General features: G+C 64.5%; 20 protein-coding genes. 11 read left to right on the top strand and 9 right to left on the bottom strand.

Annotation, left to right across the window (positions count from 1 at the left end; genetic code table 11):
• Positions 1-46: 46 nt before the first annotated feature.
• The 8 genes from BCL93_RS08805 to BCL93_RS08770 form a co-directional block, all read right to left on the bottom strand.
• Entirely contained in the window at positions 47-946 is a 900-nt protein-coding gene (locus tag BCL93_RS08805; RefSeq protein WP_112054904.1) for a hydroxymethylglutaryl-CoA lyase, read from the bottom strand.
• 33 nt (positions 947-979) lie between these two features.
• Entirely contained in the window at positions 980-3043 is a 2064-nt protein-coding gene (locus tag BCL93_RS08800; protein ID WP_112054903.1) for an acetyl/propionyl/methylcrotonyl-CoA carboxylase subunit alpha, read from the bottom strand.
• Positions 3040-3909 carry an enoyl-CoA hydratase-related protein gene (locus BCL93_RS08795; protein ID WP_112054902.1) on the bottom strand — a complete coding sequence of 290 codons (870 nt, stop codon included), beginning with the start codon at positions 3907-3909 and terminating at the stop codon, positions 3040-3042. The genes BCL93_RS08800 and BCL93_RS08795 overlap by 4 nt, the downstream gene beginning before the upstream one ends.
• A 7-nt stretch (positions 3910-3916) precedes the next feature.
• Positions 3917-5524: a carboxyl transferase domain-containing protein gene (locus BCL93_RS08790; protein ID WP_112054901.1), complete on the bottom strand. Its 1608-nt coding sequence runs from the start codon at positions 5522-5524 to the stop codon at positions 3917-3919.
• Positions 5525-5536: 12 nt separating this feature from the next.
• The gene (locus tag BCL93_RS08785; RefSeq protein WP_112054900.1) at positions 5537-6706 is read right to left on the bottom strand and encodes an isovaleryl-CoA dehydrogenase; all 1170 of its coding nucleotides are present in this window, start codon (positions 6704-6706) and stop codon (positions 5537-5539) included.
• Positions 6707-6999: 293 nt separating this feature from the next.
• Complete coding sequence (locus BCL93_RS08780) at positions 7000-7824, bottom strand: substrate-binding domain-containing protein (RefSeq protein WP_112054899.1); 825 nt, start codon at positions 7822-7824, stop codon at positions 7000-7002.
• Positions 7825-7874: 50 nt separating this feature from the next.
• A complete protein-coding gene (locus BCL93_RS08775) occupies positions 7875-8606 on the bottom strand; it encodes an ATP-binding cassette domain-containing protein (protein ID WP_258396204.1) in 732 nt (243 codons plus the stop codon).
• Positions 8603-9334 carry an ABC transporter permease gene (locus tag BCL93_RS08770; RefSeq protein ID WP_258396201.1) on the bottom strand — a complete coding sequence of 244 codons (732 nt, stop codon included), beginning with the start codon at positions 9332-9334 and terminating at the stop codon, positions 8603-8605. The genes BCL93_RS08775 and BCL93_RS08770 overlap by 4 nt, the downstream gene beginning before the upstream one ends.
• Before the next feature lie 118 nt (positions 9335-9452).
• Between BCL93_RS08770 and BCL93_RS08765 the strand changes: the two genes are divergently transcribed.
• Complete coding sequence (locus tag BCL93_RS08765) at positions 9453-10370, top strand: helix-turn-helix transcriptional regulator (RefSeq protein ID WP_258396197.1); 918 nt, start codon at positions 9453-9455, stop codon at positions 10368-10370.
• Positions 10371-10392: 22 nt separating this feature from the next.
• On the opposite strand, the gene BCL93_RS08760 is transcribed toward BCL93_RS08765, so the two are convergent.
• Positions 10393-11340 carry a 2-dehydropantoate 2-reductase gene (locus BCL93_RS08760; protein ID WP_112054897.1) on the bottom strand — a complete coding sequence of 316 codons (948 nt, stop codon included), beginning with the start codon at positions 11338-11340 and terminating at the stop codon, positions 10393-10395.
• A 216-nt stretch (positions 11341-11556) separates the two neighbouring features.
• On the opposite strand from BCL93_RS08760, the gene BCL93_RS08755 reads away from it, so the two are divergent.
• The 10 genes from BCL93_RS08755 (at position 11557) to BCL93_RS08710 (ending at position 20501) form a co-directional block, all read left to right on the top strand.
• Positions 11557-11742 (top strand): hypothetical protein, encoded by a 186-nt coding sequence (locus tag BCL93_RS08755; protein WP_112054896.1) that lies wholly within the window; start codon positions 11557-11559, stop codon positions 11740-11742.
• A 75-nt stretch (positions 11743-11817) separates the two neighbouring features.
• Entirely contained in the window at positions 11818-12600 is a 783-nt protein-coding gene (locus tag BCL93_RS08750; RefSeq protein ID WP_112054895.1) for an AraC family transcriptional regulator, read from the top strand.
• Between the two features lie 235 nt (positions 12601-12835).
• On the top strand, positions 12836-13912 hold the full coding sequence (dctP, locus tag BCL93_RS08745) for a TRAP transporter substrate-binding protein DctP (protein WP_112054894.1): 1077 nt from the start codon (positions 12836-12838) through the stop codon (positions 13910-13912).
• A 106-nt stretch (positions 13913-14018) separates the two neighbouring features.
• On the top strand, positions 14019-14591 hold the full coding sequence (locus tag BCL93_RS08740; protein WP_112054893.1) for a TRAP transporter small permease: 573 nt from the start codon (positions 14019-14021) through the stop codon (positions 14589-14591).
• Positions 14588-15865, top strand: a complete 1278-nt coding sequence (locus BCL93_RS08735; RefSeq protein ID WP_112054892.1) for a TRAP transporter large permease — start codon at positions 14588-14590, stop codon at positions 15863-15865. Before BCL93_RS08740 ends, BCL93_RS08735 begins: the two co-directional genes overlap by 4 nt.
• Positions 15866-15898: 33 nt before the next feature.
• Complete coding sequence (locus BCL93_RS08730) at positions 15899-16933, top strand: histone deacetylase family protein (RefSeq protein ID WP_112054891.1); 1035 nt, start codon at positions 15899-15901, stop codon at positions 16931-16933.
• A gap of 117 nt (positions 16934-17050) precedes the next feature.
• Positions 17051-17407 (top strand): RidA family protein, encoded by a 357-nt coding sequence (locus BCL93_RS08725; RefSeq protein WP_112054890.1) that lies wholly within the window; start codon positions 17051-17053, stop codon positions 17405-17407.
• Between the two features lies 1 nt (position 17408).
• Positions 17409-18350, top strand: coding sequence for an ornithine cyclodeaminase family protein (locus tag BCL93_RS08720; RefSeq protein WP_112054889.1), 942 nt, complete (start codon positions 17409-17411; stop codon positions 18348-18350).
• Entirely contained in the window at positions 18347-19474 is a 1128-nt protein-coding gene (locus BCL93_RS08715) for a class II histone deacetylase (RefSeq protein ID WP_112054888.1), read from the top strand. The genes BCL93_RS08720 and BCL93_RS08715 overlap by 4 nt, the downstream gene beginning before the upstream one ends.
• A gap of 76 nt (positions 19475-19550) precedes the next feature.
• Positions 19551-20501 (top strand): branched-chain amino acid transaminase, encoded by a 951-nt coding sequence (locus BCL93_RS08710; protein ID WP_112054887.1) that lies wholly within the window; start codon positions 19551-19553, stop codon positions 20499-20501.
• The last annotated feature ends 39 nt before the right edge of the window (positions 20502-20540 follow it).

The following is a 20540-nucleotide window of genomic DNA, read 5'->3' as shown; positions in this document are numbered from 1 at the left end:
CCGAGCCAGATCACTGGCTCGGGAGCTTTGCGTTTCCGCGTAGGCATTACTTCGCGGCCAGCGCCACGCCCACCTTGGAGCGGTTGGGCCGCCCGATGGCCTGGGTGATCCAGTTACCGCTAGCGGCAAGTGCATCGAGGTCGATGCCGCTCTCGATGCCGAGCCCGTTGAGCAGGTAGATCACGTCTTCGCTTGCCACGTTACCTGAGGCGCCCTTGGCATAAGGGCAGCCGCCCAGGCCGGCGACGGAGCTGTCGATCACGGCGATGCCTTCTTCAAGTACGGCATAGAGATTGGCGAGGGCCTGGCCGTAAGTGTCGTGGAAGTGGGCGCCGAGCTTCGCCATGGGGATGTCGCGGGCCACGGCCTCGAGCATGCGCTTGGCCTTGAGCGGAGTGCCGGTGCCGATGGTGTCGCCGAGCGAGACCTCGTAGCAGCCCATCTCATACAGCGCCTTTGCCACCTCGGCCACCTTGGCCGGGGCGATCTCGCCCTCGTAGGGGCAGCCCAGTACGCAGGAGACGTAGCCGCGCACGCGCACGTTCGCCGCTTTCGCGCGAGCGAGTACCGGGGCGAAACGCTCGAGCGACTCACTCACCGAGCAGTTGATGTTCTTCTGCGAGAAGGACTCAGAGGCGGCGCCGAACACCGCGACCTCGTCCACGCCACATTCGAGCGCGGCCTCCAGCCCCTTGAGGTTGGGGGTCAGCGCCGAATAGACGACGCCCTCGCGGCGGCGGATGCCCTGCATCACCTCGCGGTGGTCGGCCATCTGCGGCACCCACTTGGGCGAGACGAAGCTGGCCGCCTCGATGTGACGGAGGCCGGCGGCGCCCAGTCGGTCGATCAGCTCAAGCTTGGTTTGGGTGCTGACCGGTTCGGGCTCATTCTGCAGGCCGTCGCGGGCGCCGACCTCAACCAGGCGCACGGATTGGGGAAATGCCATCTACTGTCTCCTCGTCTCTCGGGCTAGCGCGATTCACTCATCGACGGTGAATTCGAGCAGCACCTCGCCCTGGCCAACGGTGTCGCCAGCCGCGAAGTGGAAGCTCGCGACCTGGCCATCCGCGGGGGCGCTCAGGGTGTGCTCCATCTTCATGGCCTCCATCACCATCAGCGGCATGCCTTTCTCGACCGGAGTGCCGGGTTCCACCAATAGCGCCACCACGGTGCCGTGCATGGGCGCGGTAAGGGTCGATTCGGCTTCGTGCTGGCCGTGATCGACGGCGTCCGCGCGCAGCCAGTCAAGGCGGGTCTCGCCCTGGGCATCGGCGAGCACGATGGCGTTGCCATCGAGCCTTGCCAGCAGACGACGGCGGTGGCCGTCGAGCGTCACCGCCACGGCATCGCCGTCGAGTCGCTGCAGGTTGGCCGAGAGCGTTGTGCCCTGGATGCTAAGCCGCCACGGGGCGGCGTCATGGGGGCGGCTGCCGTCGACGACGACGGGCTCGGCGTCGGTCGATTGGGGGTCGGTCGCTTTGGGGTCGCTCAAGGCTACACGGATGCGATGATCGGCGTTGAGGCGAAAGCCGTCATGGCGGTCCCAGGGGGAGTCGCTCGCGCCCTCGCGGCCGAGCTGGTCCAGCGCCACCAGGGCGGCGCTGGCGTAGTCCTCGGCGCTTGGTTCGCTAACCTTGAACAGGTCATCGTGATGGTGCTCGATGAAGCGGGTATCGAGCTTAGCGGCCTGGAAGGCCGGGTGGCTCGCCAGCCGCTGCAGGAAGGCGCGATTGGTGACCACGCCGCGCACGTCCAGCGCGGCCAGGGCCCGGTTGAGGGTGGCCAGCGCCTGGATGCGGTCGTCGCCATGCACGATCAGCTTGGCGAGCATCGGGTCGTAGTGCATCGAGACTTCGTCCCCGCTCTCCACACCGCTGTCCAGCCGCACTTGCAAAGGGTCGAGGCCGGCGCCGACCAGATCCAGCCCGAAGTGCTCGAGGTGACCGGTGGCGGGCAGGAAGTCCTGCGCCGGGTCCTCGGCATACAGGCGCGCCTCGAAGCTGTGGCCATGAATGGCGAGTTCGTCCTGGGTGCAGGGCAGGGCGTCGCCCATGGCCACCTTGAGCTGCCAGGCGACCAGGTCCTGACCGGTGATCATCTCGGTGACCGGGTGCTCGACCTGCAGGCGGGTGTTCATCTCCATGAAGTAGAAGCGGCCGTCCTGCTCTTGTGAAGAGTCCAATAAGAACTCGACGGTGCCGGCGCCGACGTAGCCGATCTCCTGGGCGGCGCGCACCGCGGCCTCGCCCATCTCGCGGCGCAGGGCCTCGCTCATGCCCGGGGCGGGGGCCTCTTCCAGCACCTTCTGGTGGCGACGTTGCACGCTGCAGTCGCGCTCGAAGAGATAGACGCCATTGCCGTGGCGGTCGCAGAACACCTGCACCTCGACGTGGCGCGGCTGGGTCAGGTATTTCTCGATCAGCATGCGCTGATCGCCGAAGGCGGCCTGGGACTCGCGGCGGCAGCCGTCCAGGGCGGCCTGGAAGCCGTCGCCGGATTCGACCACCCGCATGCCCTTGCCGCCGCCGCCGGCGCTGGCCTTGAGCAGCACGGGGTAGCCGATCTGGTCGGCCTCGGCGCGCAGCAGCTTATCGTCCTGGTCGTCGCCATGATAGCCGGGTACCAGCGGCACGCCGGCCTGCGCCATGCGGGCCTTGGCGGCGGACTTGTCGCCCATCGCCGAGATGGCGGCGGCGGGCGGGCCGATGAAGACAATGCCGGCATCGGCGCAGGCGGTGACGAAGTCGGCGTTCTCGGAAAGAAAGCCGTAGCCCGGGTGAATGGCGCCGGCGCCGGTGCGTTTGGCGGCCTGGAGCACGGCGTCCACCTTCAGGTAGCTGTCACGGGCCGCCGCCGGGCCGATGCGCACGGCCTCGTCGGCCTCGCGGACGTGGCGGGCATTGGCATCGGCGTCGGAGTAGACGGCCACGGTGGCGATCCCCATGGCACGGGCGCTGCGCATCACCCGGCAGGCGATCTCGCCGCGGTTGGCGATCAGGACCTTGGAAAAGGGCGTGCTCTGAGGGGGCGTGAAGGAGGTCATGACGTCGAATCCTTGGGGTGGTGGTCCCAGCGCGGCGCGCGCTTGTCGAAGAAGGCGGCGAGGCCTTCCTGGCCTTCATCGCTGACCCGCAGCTGGCCGATCACGCGGCAGCAGCGCTCGCGGGTGGCCTCACTGTCGGAGTCGCGGCCGACGGTGGCTAGCAGGGCCTTGGTGGCACGCTGAGCCTGGGGCGAGGCGGCGAGCAGGGTGTCGAGCATCGCCGACACGGCATCGTCCAGGTCATCCGGCTCGGCGACCCGGTGGACGAGGCCCAGCCGCTGTGCCGTATCGGCCTGCATGACTTCGGCGGTCAGTGCGTAGCGGCGCATCTGGCGCGCGCCGATGGCGCGCTGCACATAGGGGCTTATCACCGCGGGCGCGAGGCCGATCTTGACCTCGGAGAGGCAGAACCTGGCCTTCTCGGAGGCGATCACCAGATCGCAGCAGGCGGCGAGACCCACGGCACCGCCGAAGGCTGCGCCCTGCACGCGACAGAGCGTGGGGCAGGGCAGGGTGTCGAGGCCATGCATCAGGCGTGAGAGCTCGCGGGAGTCCTTGAGGTTGTCCTCGAGTGAATAGTCGACCATGCGCTTCATCCAGCTAAGATCGGCGCCGGCCGAGAAGTGCTTGCCCTCGGAGCGCAGCACCAGGGTGCGGACCTCGCTGCGTTCGGCGGCGATCGCGACCCTGTCGAGATGGTCATTGAGCTCGCTGATCAGGTGATCGTCGAAGGCATTGAGTACCTCGGGGCGATCCAGCGTCAGCCAGGCCACACCGCGCTCATCGATGGCGAGATGGGAAAAGGACGTTGTCCCTGACGGATTGGTCTCTGGCGAAGTTGTCCCTTGCGAAGTGGTATTAGTCATGAGGCCCTCACATCCTGAAGACGCCGAAGCGGGTGTCGTCGATCTCGGCATTCATTGCCGCGGCCAGCGCCAGGCCGAGCACGTCGCGGGTCTGCAGCGGGTCGATCACGCCGTCGTCCCACAGCCGGGCGCTGGCGTAGTAGGGGTGGCCCTGGTGCTCGTACTGCTCGCGGGTGGGCGCCTTGAAGGCTTCCTCTTCATCCTTCGTCCACTCGCGGCCCTCGCGCTCGTACTGGTCGCGCTTGACCTGGGCCAGCACGTTGGCGGCCTGCTCGCCGCCCATCACCGAGATGCGGGCGTTGGGCCACATGAACAGCAGGTTCGGGTCATAGGCGCGGCCGCACATGCCGTAGTTGCCGGCGCCGAAGCTGCCGCCGATCAACACGGTGAACTTGGGGACCTGAGCACAGGCCACCGCGGTGACCAGCTTGGCGCCGTGCTTGGCGATGCCTTCCTGCTCGTACTTGGAGCCGACCATGAAGCCGGTGATGTTCTGCAGGAACACCAGCGGGATCTTGCGCTGGGCGCACAGTTCGATGAAGTGGGCGCCCTTGACGGCGCTTTCCGAGAACAGCACGCCGTTGTTGGCGACGATGCCCACCGGGTGGCCGTGGAGGTGGGCGAAGCCGGTGACCAGGGTGTCGCCGTAGTAGCGTTTGAACTCGTCGAAGTCAGAATCGTCGACCAGGCGGCCGATTACCTCGCGCACGTCATAGGGCTTCTTGAGATCGGTGCCGACGATGCCATAGAGCTCGGCGGGGTCGAGCCGCGGCGGGCGTGAGTCCTTGAGTGCGAGCTGGCCGCGCTTCTGCCAGTTCAGCCGCGAGACGGCGCGGCGGGCAATTTGCAGGGCATGGGCGTCGTTGTCGGCATAGTGATCGGCCACGCCGCTGACCTTGCAGTGCACGTCGGCGCCGCCCAGGTCCTCGGCGCTGATGGTTTCGCCGGTGGCCGCCTTCACCAGCGGCGGGCCGCCGAGGAAGATGGTGCCCTGACCCTTGACGATGATCGACTCGTCGGCCATCGCCGGCACATAGGCACCGCCGGCGGTGCAGGAACCCATGACTACCGCTATCTGCGGAATGCCCGCGGCGGAGAGAGTGGCCTGGTTGTAGAAGATGCGCCCGAAGTCGTCATGGTCGGGAAAGACCTCGTCCTGCTCGGGCAGGTAGGCGCCGCCGGAGTCGACGAGATAGAGGCAGGGCAGGCGATGCTTGCGGGCCACTTCCTGGGCGCGCAGGTGCTTCTTGACGGTCAGCGGGTGGTAGGTGCCGCCCTTGACGGTGGCGTCGTTGGCAACGATCACGCACTCGACGCCACTGACCCGGCCGATGCCGGTGATCACGCCCGCGGCGGGCAGCGGGGTGTCGTAGACGTCATAGGCGGCCAGCGCCGAGAGCTCGAGAAAGGGCGAGCCCTCGTCGAGCAGATGATCGATGCGGTCGCGCACGTACAGCTTGCCGCGGGATTCGTGGCGGGCGCGTGCCTTGTCGCCGCCGCCCTGGGCGAGGGTCGCGGTCAGTTCCTTGAGGGAGGCGACCGTGTCGCGCATCGCCGCCTCGTTGGCCTGGAAGACCTCGCTGCGCGGGTTTATCTGGGTATGCAGGATACTCATGGAACGCCGCCCTTACTTGGATTCGTTGAAGATCTCGCGGCCGATCAACATGCGCCTGATCTCGCTGGTGCCGGCGCCGATCTCATAGAGCTTGGCATCGCGTAGCAGGCGCCCGGTGGGATATTCGTTGATGTAGCCGTTGCCGCCGAGCAGCTGGATGGCATCCAGCGCCACCTGGGTGGCCTTCTCGGCGCAGTAAAGAATCACCCCGGCGGAGTCCTTGCGTGAGGTCTGGCCGCGGTCGCAGCCGGCGGCCACCGCATACAGGTAGGCCCGGCAGGCACTGAGGGTGGTGTACATGTCGGCGATCTTGCCCTGCACGAGCTGGAACTCGCCGATCGCCTGATCGAACTGCTTGCGCTCGTGCACGTAGGGCACCACCACATCGAGGGCCGCCTGCATGATGCCGATGGGGCCGGCGGCGAGCACGGTGCGTTCATAATCCAGCCCGCTCATCAGCACCTTGACGCCACGGCCTTCCTCACCCAGCACGTTCTCGGCCGGCACGCGGCAGTCCTGGAACACCAGTTCGCAGGTGTTGGAGCCGCGCATGCCGAGCTTGTCGAGCTTCTGGGCGGTCGAGAAACCGGGGAAGTCCTTCTCGATGATGAAGGCGGTGATGCCCTTGGAACCGGCCGCCGGGTCGGTCTTGGCGTAGACCACCAGCACGTGGGCGTCGGGGCCGTTGGTGATCCACATCTTGTTGCCGTTGAGCACGTAGTGGTCGCCGTCGCGGCGGGCGCGCAGCTTCATCGACACCACATCCGATCCTGCACCCGGCTCGGACATGGCCAGTGCGCCGACGTGCTCGCCGCTGATCAGCTTGGGCAGATACTTGGCCTTCTGCTCGGCATTGCCGTTGATCTTCAACTGGTTGACGCAGAGGTTGGAGTGGGCGCCGTAGGACAGCCCGACCGAGGCGCTGGCCCGGGAAATTTCTTCCACGGCGATACAGTGCGCCAGATAGCCCATGCCGCTACCACCGTCTTCTTCTGACACGGTGATGCCGAGAAGGCCCATGTCGCCGAACTTCTGCCACAGGTCGTTGGGGAATTCGTTTTTCTCATCGATCTCGGCGGCGCGTGGGGCGATCTCGTCGCGGGCGAAGGCGTTCACCTGATCGCGCAGCATGACCATCGTCTCATCGAGGCCGAAGTCGAGGGGCTGATAGGGGGTATGCATGGCGTGGCTCCCGGGCAGGTGGTTGGCAGGCGGCGGCGACAAAGATCGAAGGCCACCGCGCGGCGCTTGGTTGGATATCGCGTGTCGATTGATATGACTAGCCTAGGACTGGTTGACGTTAACGTAAAGTGAAGGTTGCGGCGGGTAGACCAAGGTTGCAGCCCGAGACCCTGCAACGACATCGGGCGCCTCGCAGGGCGCCCGATAATGGGTGTTTCAAATATTGTCGTGTCAGGCCTTGAGCCGGACCTTTAGCCAGCCTTTACCCGGTTGCCACGTAAAGGCGTTGGCCATCAGGAGCCGTCGGCGTTGGGGAAGAACAGCTGCTGGCCATCGACGCGGTAATCGGCGATTGCTTCCTGGCCGTTTTGCGACAGCAGCCAGTCATGCCACTGCTTGGCCAGGTCGTGCTTGAGGTCCGGGAAGCGTTCCTCGCTGATCAGGATGCTGCCGTACTGGTTGAAAAGGGCGTCGTCGCCTTCGAAGACGATGGCCAGGTTCTGCGGGTTCTTGAAGGCCACCCAGGTGGCGCGGTCGGACATCACATAGGCGTCCATGCCGGCGGCGGTGTTGAGGGTTGGCCCCATGCCGCTGCCCAGCTCCCGATACCATTCACCGCTCGGCTGGATGTCGGCGGCGTCCCACAGGCGAAGCTCGGCGCGGTTGGTGCCGCTGTCATCGCCGCGTGAGGCGAAGGGCGCCTCGGCGTCGGCGATGCGGGTCAGGGCTTCCTCGACGTCTTTAGCACCGCGCACGCCGGCGGGGTCGCTGTCCGGGCCCAGGATCACGAAGTCGTTGTACATGACGTTCTGGCGTTCGCTGCCATAGCCCTCGGCGACGAAGCGTTTTTCGCCGGCGGTGTCATGCACCAGCAGGCTGTCGGCATCGCCACGGCGAGCGATCTCGAAGGCCTGGCCGGTACCTACCGCGACCACGTGCACGTCGATGCCGCTGTCTTCCTTGAACTTGGGCAGGATCGAGCCGAACAGCCCCGACTGCTCGGTGGATGTGGTCGACGCCAGGGTGATGAAGGGGGCGTCGTCCTGGGCCAGTGCGGCAGCAGAGAGGGTGCTGCCGATCAGGCCGAGGGCGGCGAGGCTGAGGATCCGATAGCGCATACGAGCTTTCCTTATAGTAATGGCGTTAGGTGTGGCTTGAGCGACGCGAGTCACCACACCAGTTCTCCTTTCACGAAGGCTCGGGCCTCCGCGCTGCGGGGAGCCGAGAAGAAGGTCTCGGCCTTGCTGTGCTCGACCAGTCGGCCGTTACACAGAAAGATCACCTCATCGGCCAGGCGGCGAGCCTGGTGAAGGTCGTGGCTGGTCATGACGATGCGCGTGCCGCGACGGTGGAAGTCCGCGATGGCATCTTCCACCGCCTTGATGGCGGCGGGGTCCAGCGCCGCGGTGGGCTCATCCAGGAACAGCACTTCGGGATTGATCAGCCAGGCTCGGGCCAGGGCCAGGCGCTGCTGTTCGCCTCCGGACAGCACTCTCGCCGGGCGTTTGGCGAGGGCGGCAAGACCGAAGTGCTCCAGTGCCTCGTGGGCGAGGGCGCGACGCTTGGCCCGCGGCACGGCGTTGATCTTCAGGGTGTAGGTCAGGTTGGCCAGCGCCGAGCGACGCAGCAGCACCGGGCGCTGGAATACCATGGCCTGGCGTGGCAGTCCGCCCGGCCATCGCACCTGGCCGCGGCTGGGTTGCAGCAGGCCGTGGGCCAGGCGCATCAAGAGACTCTTGCCGGCCCCGTTGGGGCCCATGATCAGAGTCTTGCCGGTGGTCGAGAGCGTGAGGGTCACGTCCTCGAGCAGGGTTTGGCCGCGATGCTCGAAGCTCACTGCGTCAAGCGTCAGGCTGGCGGATGCCTCCTGGATGCCCATTGCCATGCTCATGTCGGTCATCCCAGTCGTCTCCTGGAGGTTTCACCGATGACGTAGGCGGCGCCGTTGACCAGCGCCACCAGACTCAGCAGCACGATCCCCAGTCCCAGTGCCAGCGGCAGGTTGCCCTTGCTGGTCTCGAGGGCGATGGCGGTGGTCATCACTCGGGTCACCCCATCGATGTTGCCGCCGACGATCAACACTGCGCCGACCTCGGCGCTGGCTCGGCCGAAACCGGCCAGCACCACGGTAATCAGGCCGAAGCGGGCATCCCACAACAGGGTGGGGATGGCGCGGGCTCGGCTCAGGCCGAAGGAAGAAAGCTGCTCCCGGTACTCGCCCCAAAGCTCCTCGACCAGTTGGCGGGCCAGGGCGGCGATGATCGGCAGCACTAGCACCACCTGGGCGATGATCATGGCGCTTGGGGTGAACAGCAGCCCCAGCTCTCCGAGCGGGCCGGCCCGTGACAGCAGCAGGTAAACGCCGAGCCCGGCCACTACCGGGGGCAGGCCCATGAGCGCATTGAGGGCCACGATCACCACCCCGCGGCCAGGCAGGCGCCAGAGTGCCAGGGCGGCCCCCAGGGGCAGGCCGATCAATGCGGCGGTCAGCACCGCACTCAGCGACACACGCAGCGACAGGACGACGATGTCTACCAGCGCCGGGTCCATGTCGATGACCAGCGCCAGGGCCGTATGCAAGGCACTGTCGCTGTGCAGCGCGCTGGCTGTCATCCCGCTGGTCGACATGGCAATCTCCTGATAATGCTTGCAGCATGTGGTTTAAACATCTTAAGTGCATCCTATACTGAAAAATATGCAGCGAAAGATCTATAAACGACAAGAGTGAACGACGCGGATATCCCCCATGCTCAGAGATGACTCACCACCGATGCATCGCCATGCCTACCTGACCACTGCCGAGGCGGCCGACTACCTGCGGCTCAAGGAGCGCAAGGTCTACGATCTGGTACGCCAGGGTGAGATTCCCTGCACCAAGGTGACCGGCAAGCTGCTTTTTCCCCGTCAGAGCATTGATCTGTGGCTGATGAGTCATCTGGAGGGCGGTCAGCCCGGGCAGCGGCCGGTGCCACGGGTGTTGGCCGGCAGTCAGGACCCGCTGCTCGAGTGGAGCCTGCGCGAAAGCGGCTCGGAGCTGGCGATGCTCTGCCAGGGCAGCGGCGATGGGGTGCGCCGGCTGCTGGATGGCGATGCCCTGTTGGCAGGCGTGCATGTGATCGACGATGCGGGCGGCTATAACCATCCCGAGTCGCTGGGTCTTGGCGGTGTGCGTGATCTGGTGATGATCCGCTGGGCACGACGTCGCCAGGGATTGATGCTGCCGCCGGGCAACCCGAGGGGGATTCACTCGTTGGCCGCACTGGCAAAAAGCGACGGGGAGGGTGCGCCGCGGGTAGCGAGGCGTCAGCCCGGCGCTGGGGCCGACCGGCTATTGCGCTTTCTGCTGAAACGCCATGATCTTGCGCTTGAAGACCTGCGGCTGGCGCCCGACACGATGCTCAGCGAAGACGATCTGGCGCTGGCGGTGCATCAGGGGCAGGCCGACGTGGGGCTGGGCGTCGAAGCAGCGGCGCATCGTCATGGGCTCGACTTCGTGCCGCTGCAGCAGGAATGCTTCGATCTGGCCATGCGCCGTCGCAGTTATTTCGAGCGTCCGGTGCAGCACCTGCTGGCCTTCGCCCATGAGGCGAGGTTCGCAGAGCGCGCCGCGCTGATGCAGGGCTACGACCTCACCGGGCTCGGCGAGGTCGTTTATAACGCCTGAGGTGGCGTCGGCAGTCATTGGCTTAGCGATCGTCGAACGAGACCTGACCGCGGGCCCGAGCTTCCTGAGGAAGCAGGGCGGCATAGAGGGCGGCATTGATCGGCGTCTCGACACCGGCCGCCTTGCCCAGGCGTACCACGGCGCCGTTCTGCGACTCGAGCTCCGAGGGCAGGCCGTCCATGATGTCGCGCTGCATCGAGGCGGTGCTGTTCTCGGGGAGGGTGTCGATAAACTTGAGCGCCTTCGCCACCGCATCCTCGGGCAGCGCCACACCGCGGGCTCGGCCGACCGCCGTGATCTCTTCCATGACCTCTTCGAGCAGCCGGCGACTCTCCGGCAACTGGCGGCTGACGCCCATCGGCGCCCGGGTCACGGCGCCGACACCACTCATGGCGCAGATGAACAGGAACTTGCTCCACACCGCGACCTGAATGTCGTCCGGTATTTCGGCGGTGACTCCAGAGGCCTTGTCGAAGGCCGCCTTCACGCGCTGGGTGCGCTCGCTCTGGCGATTGTCGGCCTCACCGAAGCGCACGAACGGCTCGACGCCTGCATGGCGAATCACCCCCGGCGCCTCGCGGTAGGCGAGGATGCCGCAAAGCCCGCGCAGCACCTTATCGTGCCCCACGGCTTCACCTAGCACGTCGGTGGCCTCCACGCCGTTCTCAAGCGGAAGCACCAGGGTCTCGGGGCCGATCAGCGGTGCCATCGCCCTGGCGATCTCTTCGACCTGCCAGGCTTTTACCGCCACGATCACCACATCTACCACGCCAATGGTCGCCGGATCGTCGCTGGCCAGTGCCTTGTCGAGATGGAGGTCGCCGTTGATGCTCCTGACCGTCAGGCCGTCGCGCTGGATCGTCGCTAGGTGATCCCCACGGGCGATGAAGGTGACGTCTTCACCGGCGTCGGCAAGACGGGCGCCAAAATAGCCGCCCACGCCGCCGCTTCCATAGATGGCAAATCGCATGCTGAGTCCTCAATGAGTCGATGGGGCGATGAATCGATCGATAGGATCGGGCTCGCCAAGGTGTACCTGCATGATGCCTGGCCTGTCCAGCGAGAGCAGGGCGGAATCGTCGACTGTCTCACTTATGCGACATTTGGGGGCGCGAGATAGGGCTTATAAACTTGGGTCACTGAGCTTTTTACCCTATTTTCCTGATCTTTCGGGAAGGAGTCGGACATGAAATTGACCACCTTCGCTCTCACGGCCTTGATTGCCGCCCTTATGCTGGCCGGTTGCAGTTATCAACCCGCGCGCATCAACCCGGAACCGATCATCGAGATCGGCGATGGCGGCCACCATGATGGACACAGTGGCGGTGGCGGTTTCTGTCCGCCCGGCCAGGCCAAGAAGGGCCGCTGCTGAGACCTAAGCTTGGTGTTATGGGCAGGCTGGCGTAGGCTTATAACGATTCGTTGATACTGGAACGCTGCCTGCGCCATGTCTTTCTTCAGCCTGAAAACCTGTACGCTGATTGAGCAACCGGTCGCCCATGAACATGGCTTTCATCAGCTGATTCTGGCGACGTCGGGCGTCACCGAGCTGAGTATCGAGGGGCGTGGCGAGCGCGTCACCCGCGAGCGCGGCTGCCTGATTCCTTCCACCTATCATCACGAGTACCTGGGCGACGGGCGCAACCGTACCCTGGTGCTCGATGTGCCCCTCGCGCATTTGCCAAGGTTAAGCTGCGGCGATGAGGTGCAGCGGCTCTTCGAGTCGCCACGCTTCTTTTCCGTGACCCCGCGGTTGCAGTCTCTGGCCCAGACCCTGATGGGCGAAGTCGAGGCCTCGCCGACCTTGCAGAGCGAAATTGCCACGCTGATCCTGCGGGCCATCTATCTGAGTCTGCATGAGCGTGCACTCCCCAAAACGCCGACATCGCCCGCGCGCTCGCCCTATCGTGAACGTCTCGATCTGGCTCGCGTCGAGGCCTACATCGATCGTCATCTGGCCGAGGCCATCCATGTCGATGACCTTGCCGGCCTTTGCGCCCTGAGTCCCGGCCATTTTCATGCCTGCTTTCGTGAGGCCACAGGTGAGACCCCGCTTCACTTCGTGCAGCGCCGCCGGCTCGCGCTGGCGCAGACCCTTCTTCAGGAAAGCGACTTCACCCTAGGGCAGATCGCCGAGCGCATCGGCTTTTGCGATCAGGGCAGTTTTTCCCGCGCCTACCGTCGCACCTTCCAGCACACGCCCAGTGAGTACCGCCGCCTCGCTCGGTGATTCCTTCGCTGTTTTCCTTCCACCGTGAGTGGCTTTCCTTTCCCTTGCTAGCTTGGGCACTTGGCAATATCTGAGTGTCGGGCAAATCTTTCCGATGATTGGGCAAGCAAGGCGTTCCTTTCCGACATAGGCTGAAGGCAGGAATCGCGCGGCGGTCGCCAAGGCCTGATCGTTTTACCAGAAGGTGTGCGATTCACTTTCCCCAACAACCACAACACATGGAAAGAGACGACTTATGCCTACCCTACGCTTGCCAAAGACGCTTGCATTGGCCGCGCTGCCACTGGCGATGGCCGCCAGTCAGGCCCAGGCTCAATCCTACGAGATGGTGATTGCCACTCAGATACCTGAGAACATGAGCAATAACGCTATCTACCCGGCGCTGGTGCACTTCAAGGACCTGGTCGAGACCCGCACCGACGGCGATCTCACCGTGTCGATCTTCGGCGGTGGCCAGCTTGGCTCCGAGGTCGAGAACGGTTCCGAGGTGCAGGCAGGCGGCCGCACCCTGCAGTCGACCATCATGTCTTCCGGCGCCATGTCTTCCTTCTACGGTGACTATCAGCTGGTCACCGCGCCCTTCCTGTTTTCTAACTGGCGCCAGGCCTGGGCCTTCTTCGATGGCCCCTGGTTCGCCGACTTCATGAAGGGCACCGTCGAAGCAGCTGACATGCGCTATCTCGGCACCTTCGATGACGGCGGCGGCTTCGTGGCCTTCACCAATAACAAGCGCCTGATCAAGACCGTCGAAGACCTGGACGGCATGAATATCCGCACCGAGGAAAACCCGGCCCACGTGGCGATCATGCAGTCGCTGGGCGCATCGGCAACGCCGCTGCCCTGGGGCGAGCTGATCACGGCGCTGGAAACCGGTCTCGCCGATGGCCAGTTCAACGCGCCGGTACTCAATACCACCTTCAACTTCGATGCCGTCACCGACTACACCACCCTGACTGGCCATGTGTACAACAGCGCGCCCTGGGTGGTCAGCGAGAGCTGGTTCCAGGAACTGCCGGAGGCCTACCAGCAGGCGGTCGTGACCTCCGCCCGCGAGGCCATCACCATGAGCCACGGCATGTCCGGGGCGCTGGCCACGGCCAGCTGGCAGGAATCCTGCGAGCGCTTCAAGGAGTGCTACATCATGCCCACCCCCGAGCGTGAGCGGATGGCCGAGATTGCCCGGCCGGCCTGGCAGAACTGGATCGTCAACGATTACGGCATGGACAAGTCGCTGGTCGACGAGATGCTCGGTGAGGTCGCGCGGGTCGGCGACGAAGTCGCCGAGCAGGATATTTCCCGCTACGGCCAGTAAGGCTGGCCTAACCGCTGCAGACAGGCAGCCATCGGCTGCCTGTCTGCCGTTTGACCCTGTGCGGGATCTTTAGACGCTCTGTCGGGCTATCTCAGGAGCCACGTCGATGGCGATACTCGAACCCCTGCGCCGTGTCAGTGAAGCCGTCAACCGGATGGCCATCGTGGTCTGCGTGGCCTGTATCCTGTTGATGCTGGGCATCTCTTTCACGGCCTTTCTTTACAAGTTGGCAACCGGCTCGACCCTGAGCTGGACCTATTCCCTGGCGCGCCTGTTTCTGCCCTGGATCGGCTTTTTGTCGATGACCATTTCGCTGCGCTACGGCGAGCATGTGGCCATGACCCTGCTGGTCAGGAGCCTGCCAAGGGTGCTGCTGAAAGCGGCCGCCGTGATTTGCCTTGCCGTCATCGCGCTCTTCGCGCTGATGCTGGTCTGGTACGGCTGGGACTTCTTTCTCAACGCCACCCAGATGTACATGGTCTCGGACAATATCCAGATATCAAACCGCTTCACGGCGATCGTGGTGCCGCTTTCGGGGCTGATCATCCTTCTGCACCTGGTGCATGGCTTCGATCTGCTGGAGCACTTCATCGACGACCAATCGTTCATCGACGAGCTGATCGAGACCACCGATAGCGACTCGTCTGCCCACCATCGCGATGCGGAGACTCCCTCATGACCCCTGCCATTCTGATGTTCGTGGTGCTGTTGCTGATCGGCGCCCCGGTAGCGGTGGTGATGGCCATGTCGGGCCTCGCCGGCGGCTTTGCCCTCGGCGGTGAACGCATGCTGGGCATCATCGCCGACCGCATGTTCTCAGGCGTTTCCGGCTTTCTGTTGATCGCCGTGCCGTATTTCATCTTTACCGCCGAGCTGATGAACCAAGGCGGCCTGACCCATAAGCTGATTGCCTTCAATAATGCGCTCTTCGGCCGTGTTCGCGGGGCGCTTTCGCATGTCAACGTCACCGTGTCGGTGTTTTTTGCCGGCCTGACCGGGGCGGCCATCACCGATACCGTGGCGATCGGCAAGATCATGATCCCGGAGATGAAGGCCCAGGGCTATGACGCCGAGTATGCCGCGGCGATTACCGCCTGTTCGTCGATCATCGGCCCGATTATCCCGCCAAGCGTGGTGATGGTGGTGTACGCCACGCTGCTGCGGGATATCTCGGTGATTGACCTGTTCGCCGGCGGGATCATCCCGGGCATCCTGCTGGCCGCGGCCCTGCTGGTCACCAGCATGATCCTGGCCTGGAAACGTGACTACCCGAAGCAGGCGCCGACGCCGTTCAAGGCAGCGATCTTTGCCTTCCTGGCCGCGCTGCCGGCGCTGGTGGTACCGCTGATCATTCTCGGTGGCATTCTCTCGGGGATGACGACCATCACCGAGGCATCGGGATTCGCGGCGGTCTACGCGATCCTGATTGGAGCGCTGGTCTATCGCAGCCTGACGCTTTCCAAGATCTGGCACGCGCTGGTGGTCACGGTGCGCTTCTCCGGGGTGGTGTTCTTCTTGCTGGCGACGTCGGCGGTGCTCGGCTGGTTCGTGACTCGCTCGGGGGTTGCTCGGGACGCCGCCTCGATCATCACCACCTTCAGTGATGTCGCCTTTGTGCAGCTGATGATGGTCTGTCTGCTGCTGATCATCATCGGTACGGTGATGGACGTGCTGCCGGCACTGGTGGTGGTGGCGCCGGTGATAGTGCCGGCGATGATTCAGCTTGGCTTCGATCCGCTGCACTTCGCGATCCTGATGATCGTGGTGCTGAATATCTCCAACGTGACGCCGCCGGTGGGGATGACGCTGATGACGGCGGCACGCATCGCCGAGGTGCCCTACGAGCGGGCCATCATCGCCTCACTGCCGTTCTATTTTTCCTTCCTGGCCGTCATTGTGCTGCTAGCCGCTTTCCCGGCGCTGTCGACCTGGATTCCTAGTCTTCTCGATTAAACCTTCTCGATTGAGCCTTCTGGACTTAGCCTGATGAAACTCTTCTATTCCGCCGCCCAGGATAGCCATGCCCCCGAGACCTTTCTGCTGCGGGGCCAACCGGCCCCGTCGCCGGAGCGCCCCGAACGGGCCGTGCGCCTCGCTGACGCTATTGGTGAACTGGGCCTGACCCTCAATGCTCCCGCAGAGGTGGATTCGCCGCGCCTGCGGGAGCGCCTGGCACGCATTCATACCCCGCGTTATCTCACCTTTCTGGAGACCATCCATGCCCGCTGGCAGGCAATGCCGGGGGCATCAGCCCTAGTAGCGCCCAACGTGCACCCCTGTGGCGGCGGACATCATTATCCTAGCCACCCCGTGGGCCAGGCCGGTTGGCACCTGCATGACATGGCTTGCCCGATCGGCGCCGACAGCTTCGCCGGCATCCTGGCCAGCGCTGCTAGTGCCGAAGCCGCGGCGATGAGCGTGTGCGAAGGCGAGCCAAGTGCCTATGCGCTGTGCCGGCCGCCGGGGCATCACGCCGGGCCGGAGCGGGCCGGCGGCTTCTGCTTTCTCAATAACTCGGCGCTGGCGGCCACCATTCTGCGCGAGCAACACGATCGGGTGGCCATCGTCGATGTCGACCTTCACCACGGCAACGGCACCCAGGATATCTTCTATGCTCGTGGCGATGTCTGGACCGGGTCGGTGCATGCCGATACCGATGCGTTCTATCCGTTCTTCTGGGGTGGCGCCGACGAGACCGGCAGCGGTGAAGGGCAGGGGGCCAACGTCAATTTTCCGTTGCCATTGGGCAGTGATGGCAAGGTCTTTCTCGATGCCGTGGAGACCCTGCTTCAGCGCCTCGACGACTTCGCACCAGAGGCGGTGGTGGTCGCGCTGGGTCTCGACGCCCACAAGGATGATCCGCTTGCCGGGCTTTCGCTCGAGACCGAGGATTTTCGCAGCATCGGCGCTCGCCTGGGCCAGCTTTGCGTGCCGATGGTACTGATTCAGGAAGGCGGCTATCCGACCGCTGCCCTGGGCGCCAATCTATCTGCCTTTCTCGAGGGCTTTCTCAAGCGCTAGTTCAAGGGCTTTCTCAAGGGCTTTCGCGGCGACTAATGACGCTTCGTATGCTTCTTGCGCTCATTGATTCATATTTGACGGCTTCAACAGGCCGTCCATTCACCAGAGGAAAATCTTATGACCGTTACCTACCAAGACAGCAATGCCCGCATGAGCCAGGTCGCCGTGCATAATCAAACCGTCTACCTGGCCGGCCAGGTACCCCACGATACAAGCGCCGACATGAAGGGCCAGACCGAGCAGGTGCTGGCAAGCGTCGATAGCCTGCTTAAGCAGGCTGGTACCTCCAAGGAGCACCTGATCTCGGCGCAGATCTGGGTGACCAGCATGGAGGAGTTCGCGGCGATGAACGAAGCCTGGGACGCCTGGGTCGTGCCCGGTCGTCCGCCGGTGCGTGCAGCGGTGGAGGCCAAGCTGGCCAAGCCCGAGTGGAAGGTCGAGATCATGGTCGTGGCGGCGCTGCCGGGAGCCTGATATGCGGATGATTACCAGTGATGAGGTCGCTCAGGGCCTGCCCTGGGGCGCGCTGATTCAGCGTCTGGGCAAGGTCTTTCGCGAGGGCGTTGAGGCACCGCCACGCCACCATCACTCCATGCACCGCCCGGACGGTGAGGCGACCATGCTGCTGATGCCGGCCTGGGAGCCGGCTGGGTATATCGGCGTTAAGATGGTCAACGTCTTTCCGCAGAACGCCGATCAGGGACTGCCGGCGATTGCCGGCGTCTATTTCCTCAGTGAGGGGCAGCACGGGCAGCCGCTGGCTTGCCTGGAAGGCAGCGAGCTGACGCGCCGACGCACTGCCGCGGCCTCGGCGTTAGCGGCCGGGGAACTGGCCCGGGAAGACGCCGAAACGCTGGTGATCGTTGGTACCGGCAAACTGGCGCCGATGCTGATCGAAGCCCATGCGGCGGTCCGCCCGATAAAAAGGGTCAAGATCTGGGGGCGTAAGCTCGCCAAGGCCGAGCAGCTGGCCCGTGCCTATGCTGATCGCTTCGCGACCGAGGCGGTCGAGGACCTGGAGGCGGCGGTCGGCGAGGCGGACATTGTCAGCTGCGCGACTCTATCGACTCAGGCACTGGTAAAGGGCGCCTGGCTCAAGCCCGGTGCCCATCTGGATTTGGTAGGTGCCTTTCGTCACAGCATGCGCGAAAGTGACGGCGACTGCTTTCGGCGCGGCGAGGTATTCGTGGATACCTATGCCGGCGCCCAGGGCGAGGCCGGCGACCTGCATCAGGCGATCGAGGAAGGGGCCTTTGCCTTCAATGAGATTCGCGCCGATCTGGCCGAACTGTTGCGCGGCGAGCGCAGCGGGCGCTCTAGTGACGAGGCCATTACTGTCTTTAAGTCGGTGGGCGCCTCGCTCGAGGACCTGGCTGCCGCCATCGAGGTCTGGGAGCAGCTAGAGGGGGCGGCATGAGCATCGCCAACTCGAGCCGCCCGCAGGGGCGGACCGGCTTTTTCTGGCACGAGCGCTGCTTCTGGCATGACCCGGGGGCGATCGGCGTCTTTTCTTCCCCCGGTGAATTCCTGCAGCCACAGCCGGCCTCGGAAAGTCCGGAGAGCAAGCGGCGGCTCAAGAATCTGCTGGAGGTCTCGGGGCTGATCGACGAGCTTGAGGTGGAAAAGCCCACGCCTGCCAGTCGCGAAGATCTCGAGCATTTTCACACCTCGGCCTATCTTGATGCCCTGACGGCGGGAGAGCAGGCCGGCGGCGGTGATGCCGGAGATTGTGCACCCTTTCGCCCGGGCAGCGTGGCGGCCGCCTACCAGTCCGCAGGGCTCGCGATGGCCGCTGTCGAGGCGGTTGCCTGCGGGCGAGTTAACAATGCCTATGCGCTGTGTCGGCCGCCGGGCCATCACGCCGAGGCGGATCGCGGTCGCGGGTTCTGCCTGCTCGGCAACATTCCCGTGGCGGTGAAACGGGCTCGCGCCATGGGGCAGGTCGGACGGGTGGCGATCCTCGATTGGGACGTGCATCACGGCAACGGCCAGCAGGACGCCTTCTATGACGATTCCGAGGTGTTCACGGTCTCGATCCATCAGGCCGGCAATTTTCCGCTGGATAGCGGCTTCATTGAGGAGCGTGGGCGCGGGGCCGGTCAGGGTGCCAATCTCAACCTGCCGATGCCGCCGGGTGCTGGGATCGGTGCCTATCGCTATGCATTCGAGCAATTGATCGTGCCGGCCCTGGAGGCCTTTGCGCCCGAGATGATTGTGATCGCCTGCGGATATGACGCCTGCGCCAAGGATCCGCTAGGCAAGATGCTGCTCAACAGCAGCGCCTTTGCCGAGATGACATCGCATATCAAGGCGCTGGCAGAGCGCGTCTGCGAGGGGCGCCTGGTGATGATTCACGAAGGCGGCTACAGCGAGGGCTACGTGCCGCTGTGCGGTCATGCAGTGATCGCGACCCTTTCCGGCAGCGAGATTCATGTGCCCGACCCGCAGGATGACGAGATCGCCGCCTGGGCATACCAGGACCTGCAGCCACACCAGCGCGAACTGATCGACGGCTGGGCGCGCGACTGGCGAGATGCTTGATCAAACAACGATTTTTTCGATAGCAGATCCACGGTCCTAAATTCCTGTTCCGCTATCAGACTCTGAGAGGACGGCGATGACACCCCTTTATGATCGCGACGGTTTCATCTGGCATAACGGTGAATGGCTGCCTTGGCGAGAGGCCACCACTCACCTGCTGACCCACACCCTGCACTATGGAATGGGCTGCTTCGAGGGCGTGCGTGCCTACGACGGCCCCAACGGCACGCACCTCTTCCGGGTTGCCGAACATACCCGGCGGCTTTGCGACAGCGCCCATTCCCTGGATATACCGTTATCTTTTTCCGCTGCGCAGCTGATTGAAGCGCAGCGGGAGTGCCTGGGCCGCAATGGGCTGACCAACGCCTACCTGAAGCCCACCGTTTATTTCGGCGCCGAAGGACTGGGGCTGCGTGCCAAGGGGCTGACCACCAATGTGATGGTGGCAGCCTGGGATCTGGGTGACTACGTCTCGGCGACGGCGTCTCGTGAAGGCCTGCGGGCGCTGACCTCATCCTGGGCGCGCCACCACGTCAACATCAGCCTGTGCCGGGCCAAGACCAACGGCCATTACGTCAACTCGATTCTGGCGCTTAACACCGCGGTGAAGGCGGGCTTCGACGAGACCCTGATGCTCGATCCGGAAGGCTATGTTGCCGAGGCCTCGGCGGCCAATGTCTTCCTGCTGCGCGATGGCGTGCTGCATACCCCCGAGGTGACCTCCTGTCTGCAGGGCATCACGCGTGACAGCGTGATCCGCCTGGCCCGCGAGGTACTGGGACTCGAGGTGCAGGAGCGGCGTATTACCCGCGATGAGCTCTACACGGCCGACGAGGCCTTTTTGACCGGCACGGCTGCCGAACTGCTGCCACTGCGTGAGCTCGATGGTCGGCGCATCGGGGCGGCCGGGCGCGAGATCGCTCCGGACTCGCTTACCGCTCGGCTTCAGGGCCTCTATCGTCGCGTCACCCGAGGTGATTTGGGCGATGATCTGGCTGCCTATCAGGAATGGCTCACGCCTGCCTGAGCACTGAAGTGAGCGCAGGTATGAAAGGGCATTGAGAAA

The sequence above is a fragment of the Onishia taeanensis genome (genome assembly GCF_003268885.1).
GTDB classification, from domain to species: domain Bacteria; phylum Pseudomonadota; class Gammaproteobacteria; order Pseudomonadales; family Halomonadaceae; genus Onishia; species Onishia taeanensis_A.
Note: the sequence above shows the minus strand (reverse complement) of the source record. Positions and strands in the feature narration are given on the sequence as shown.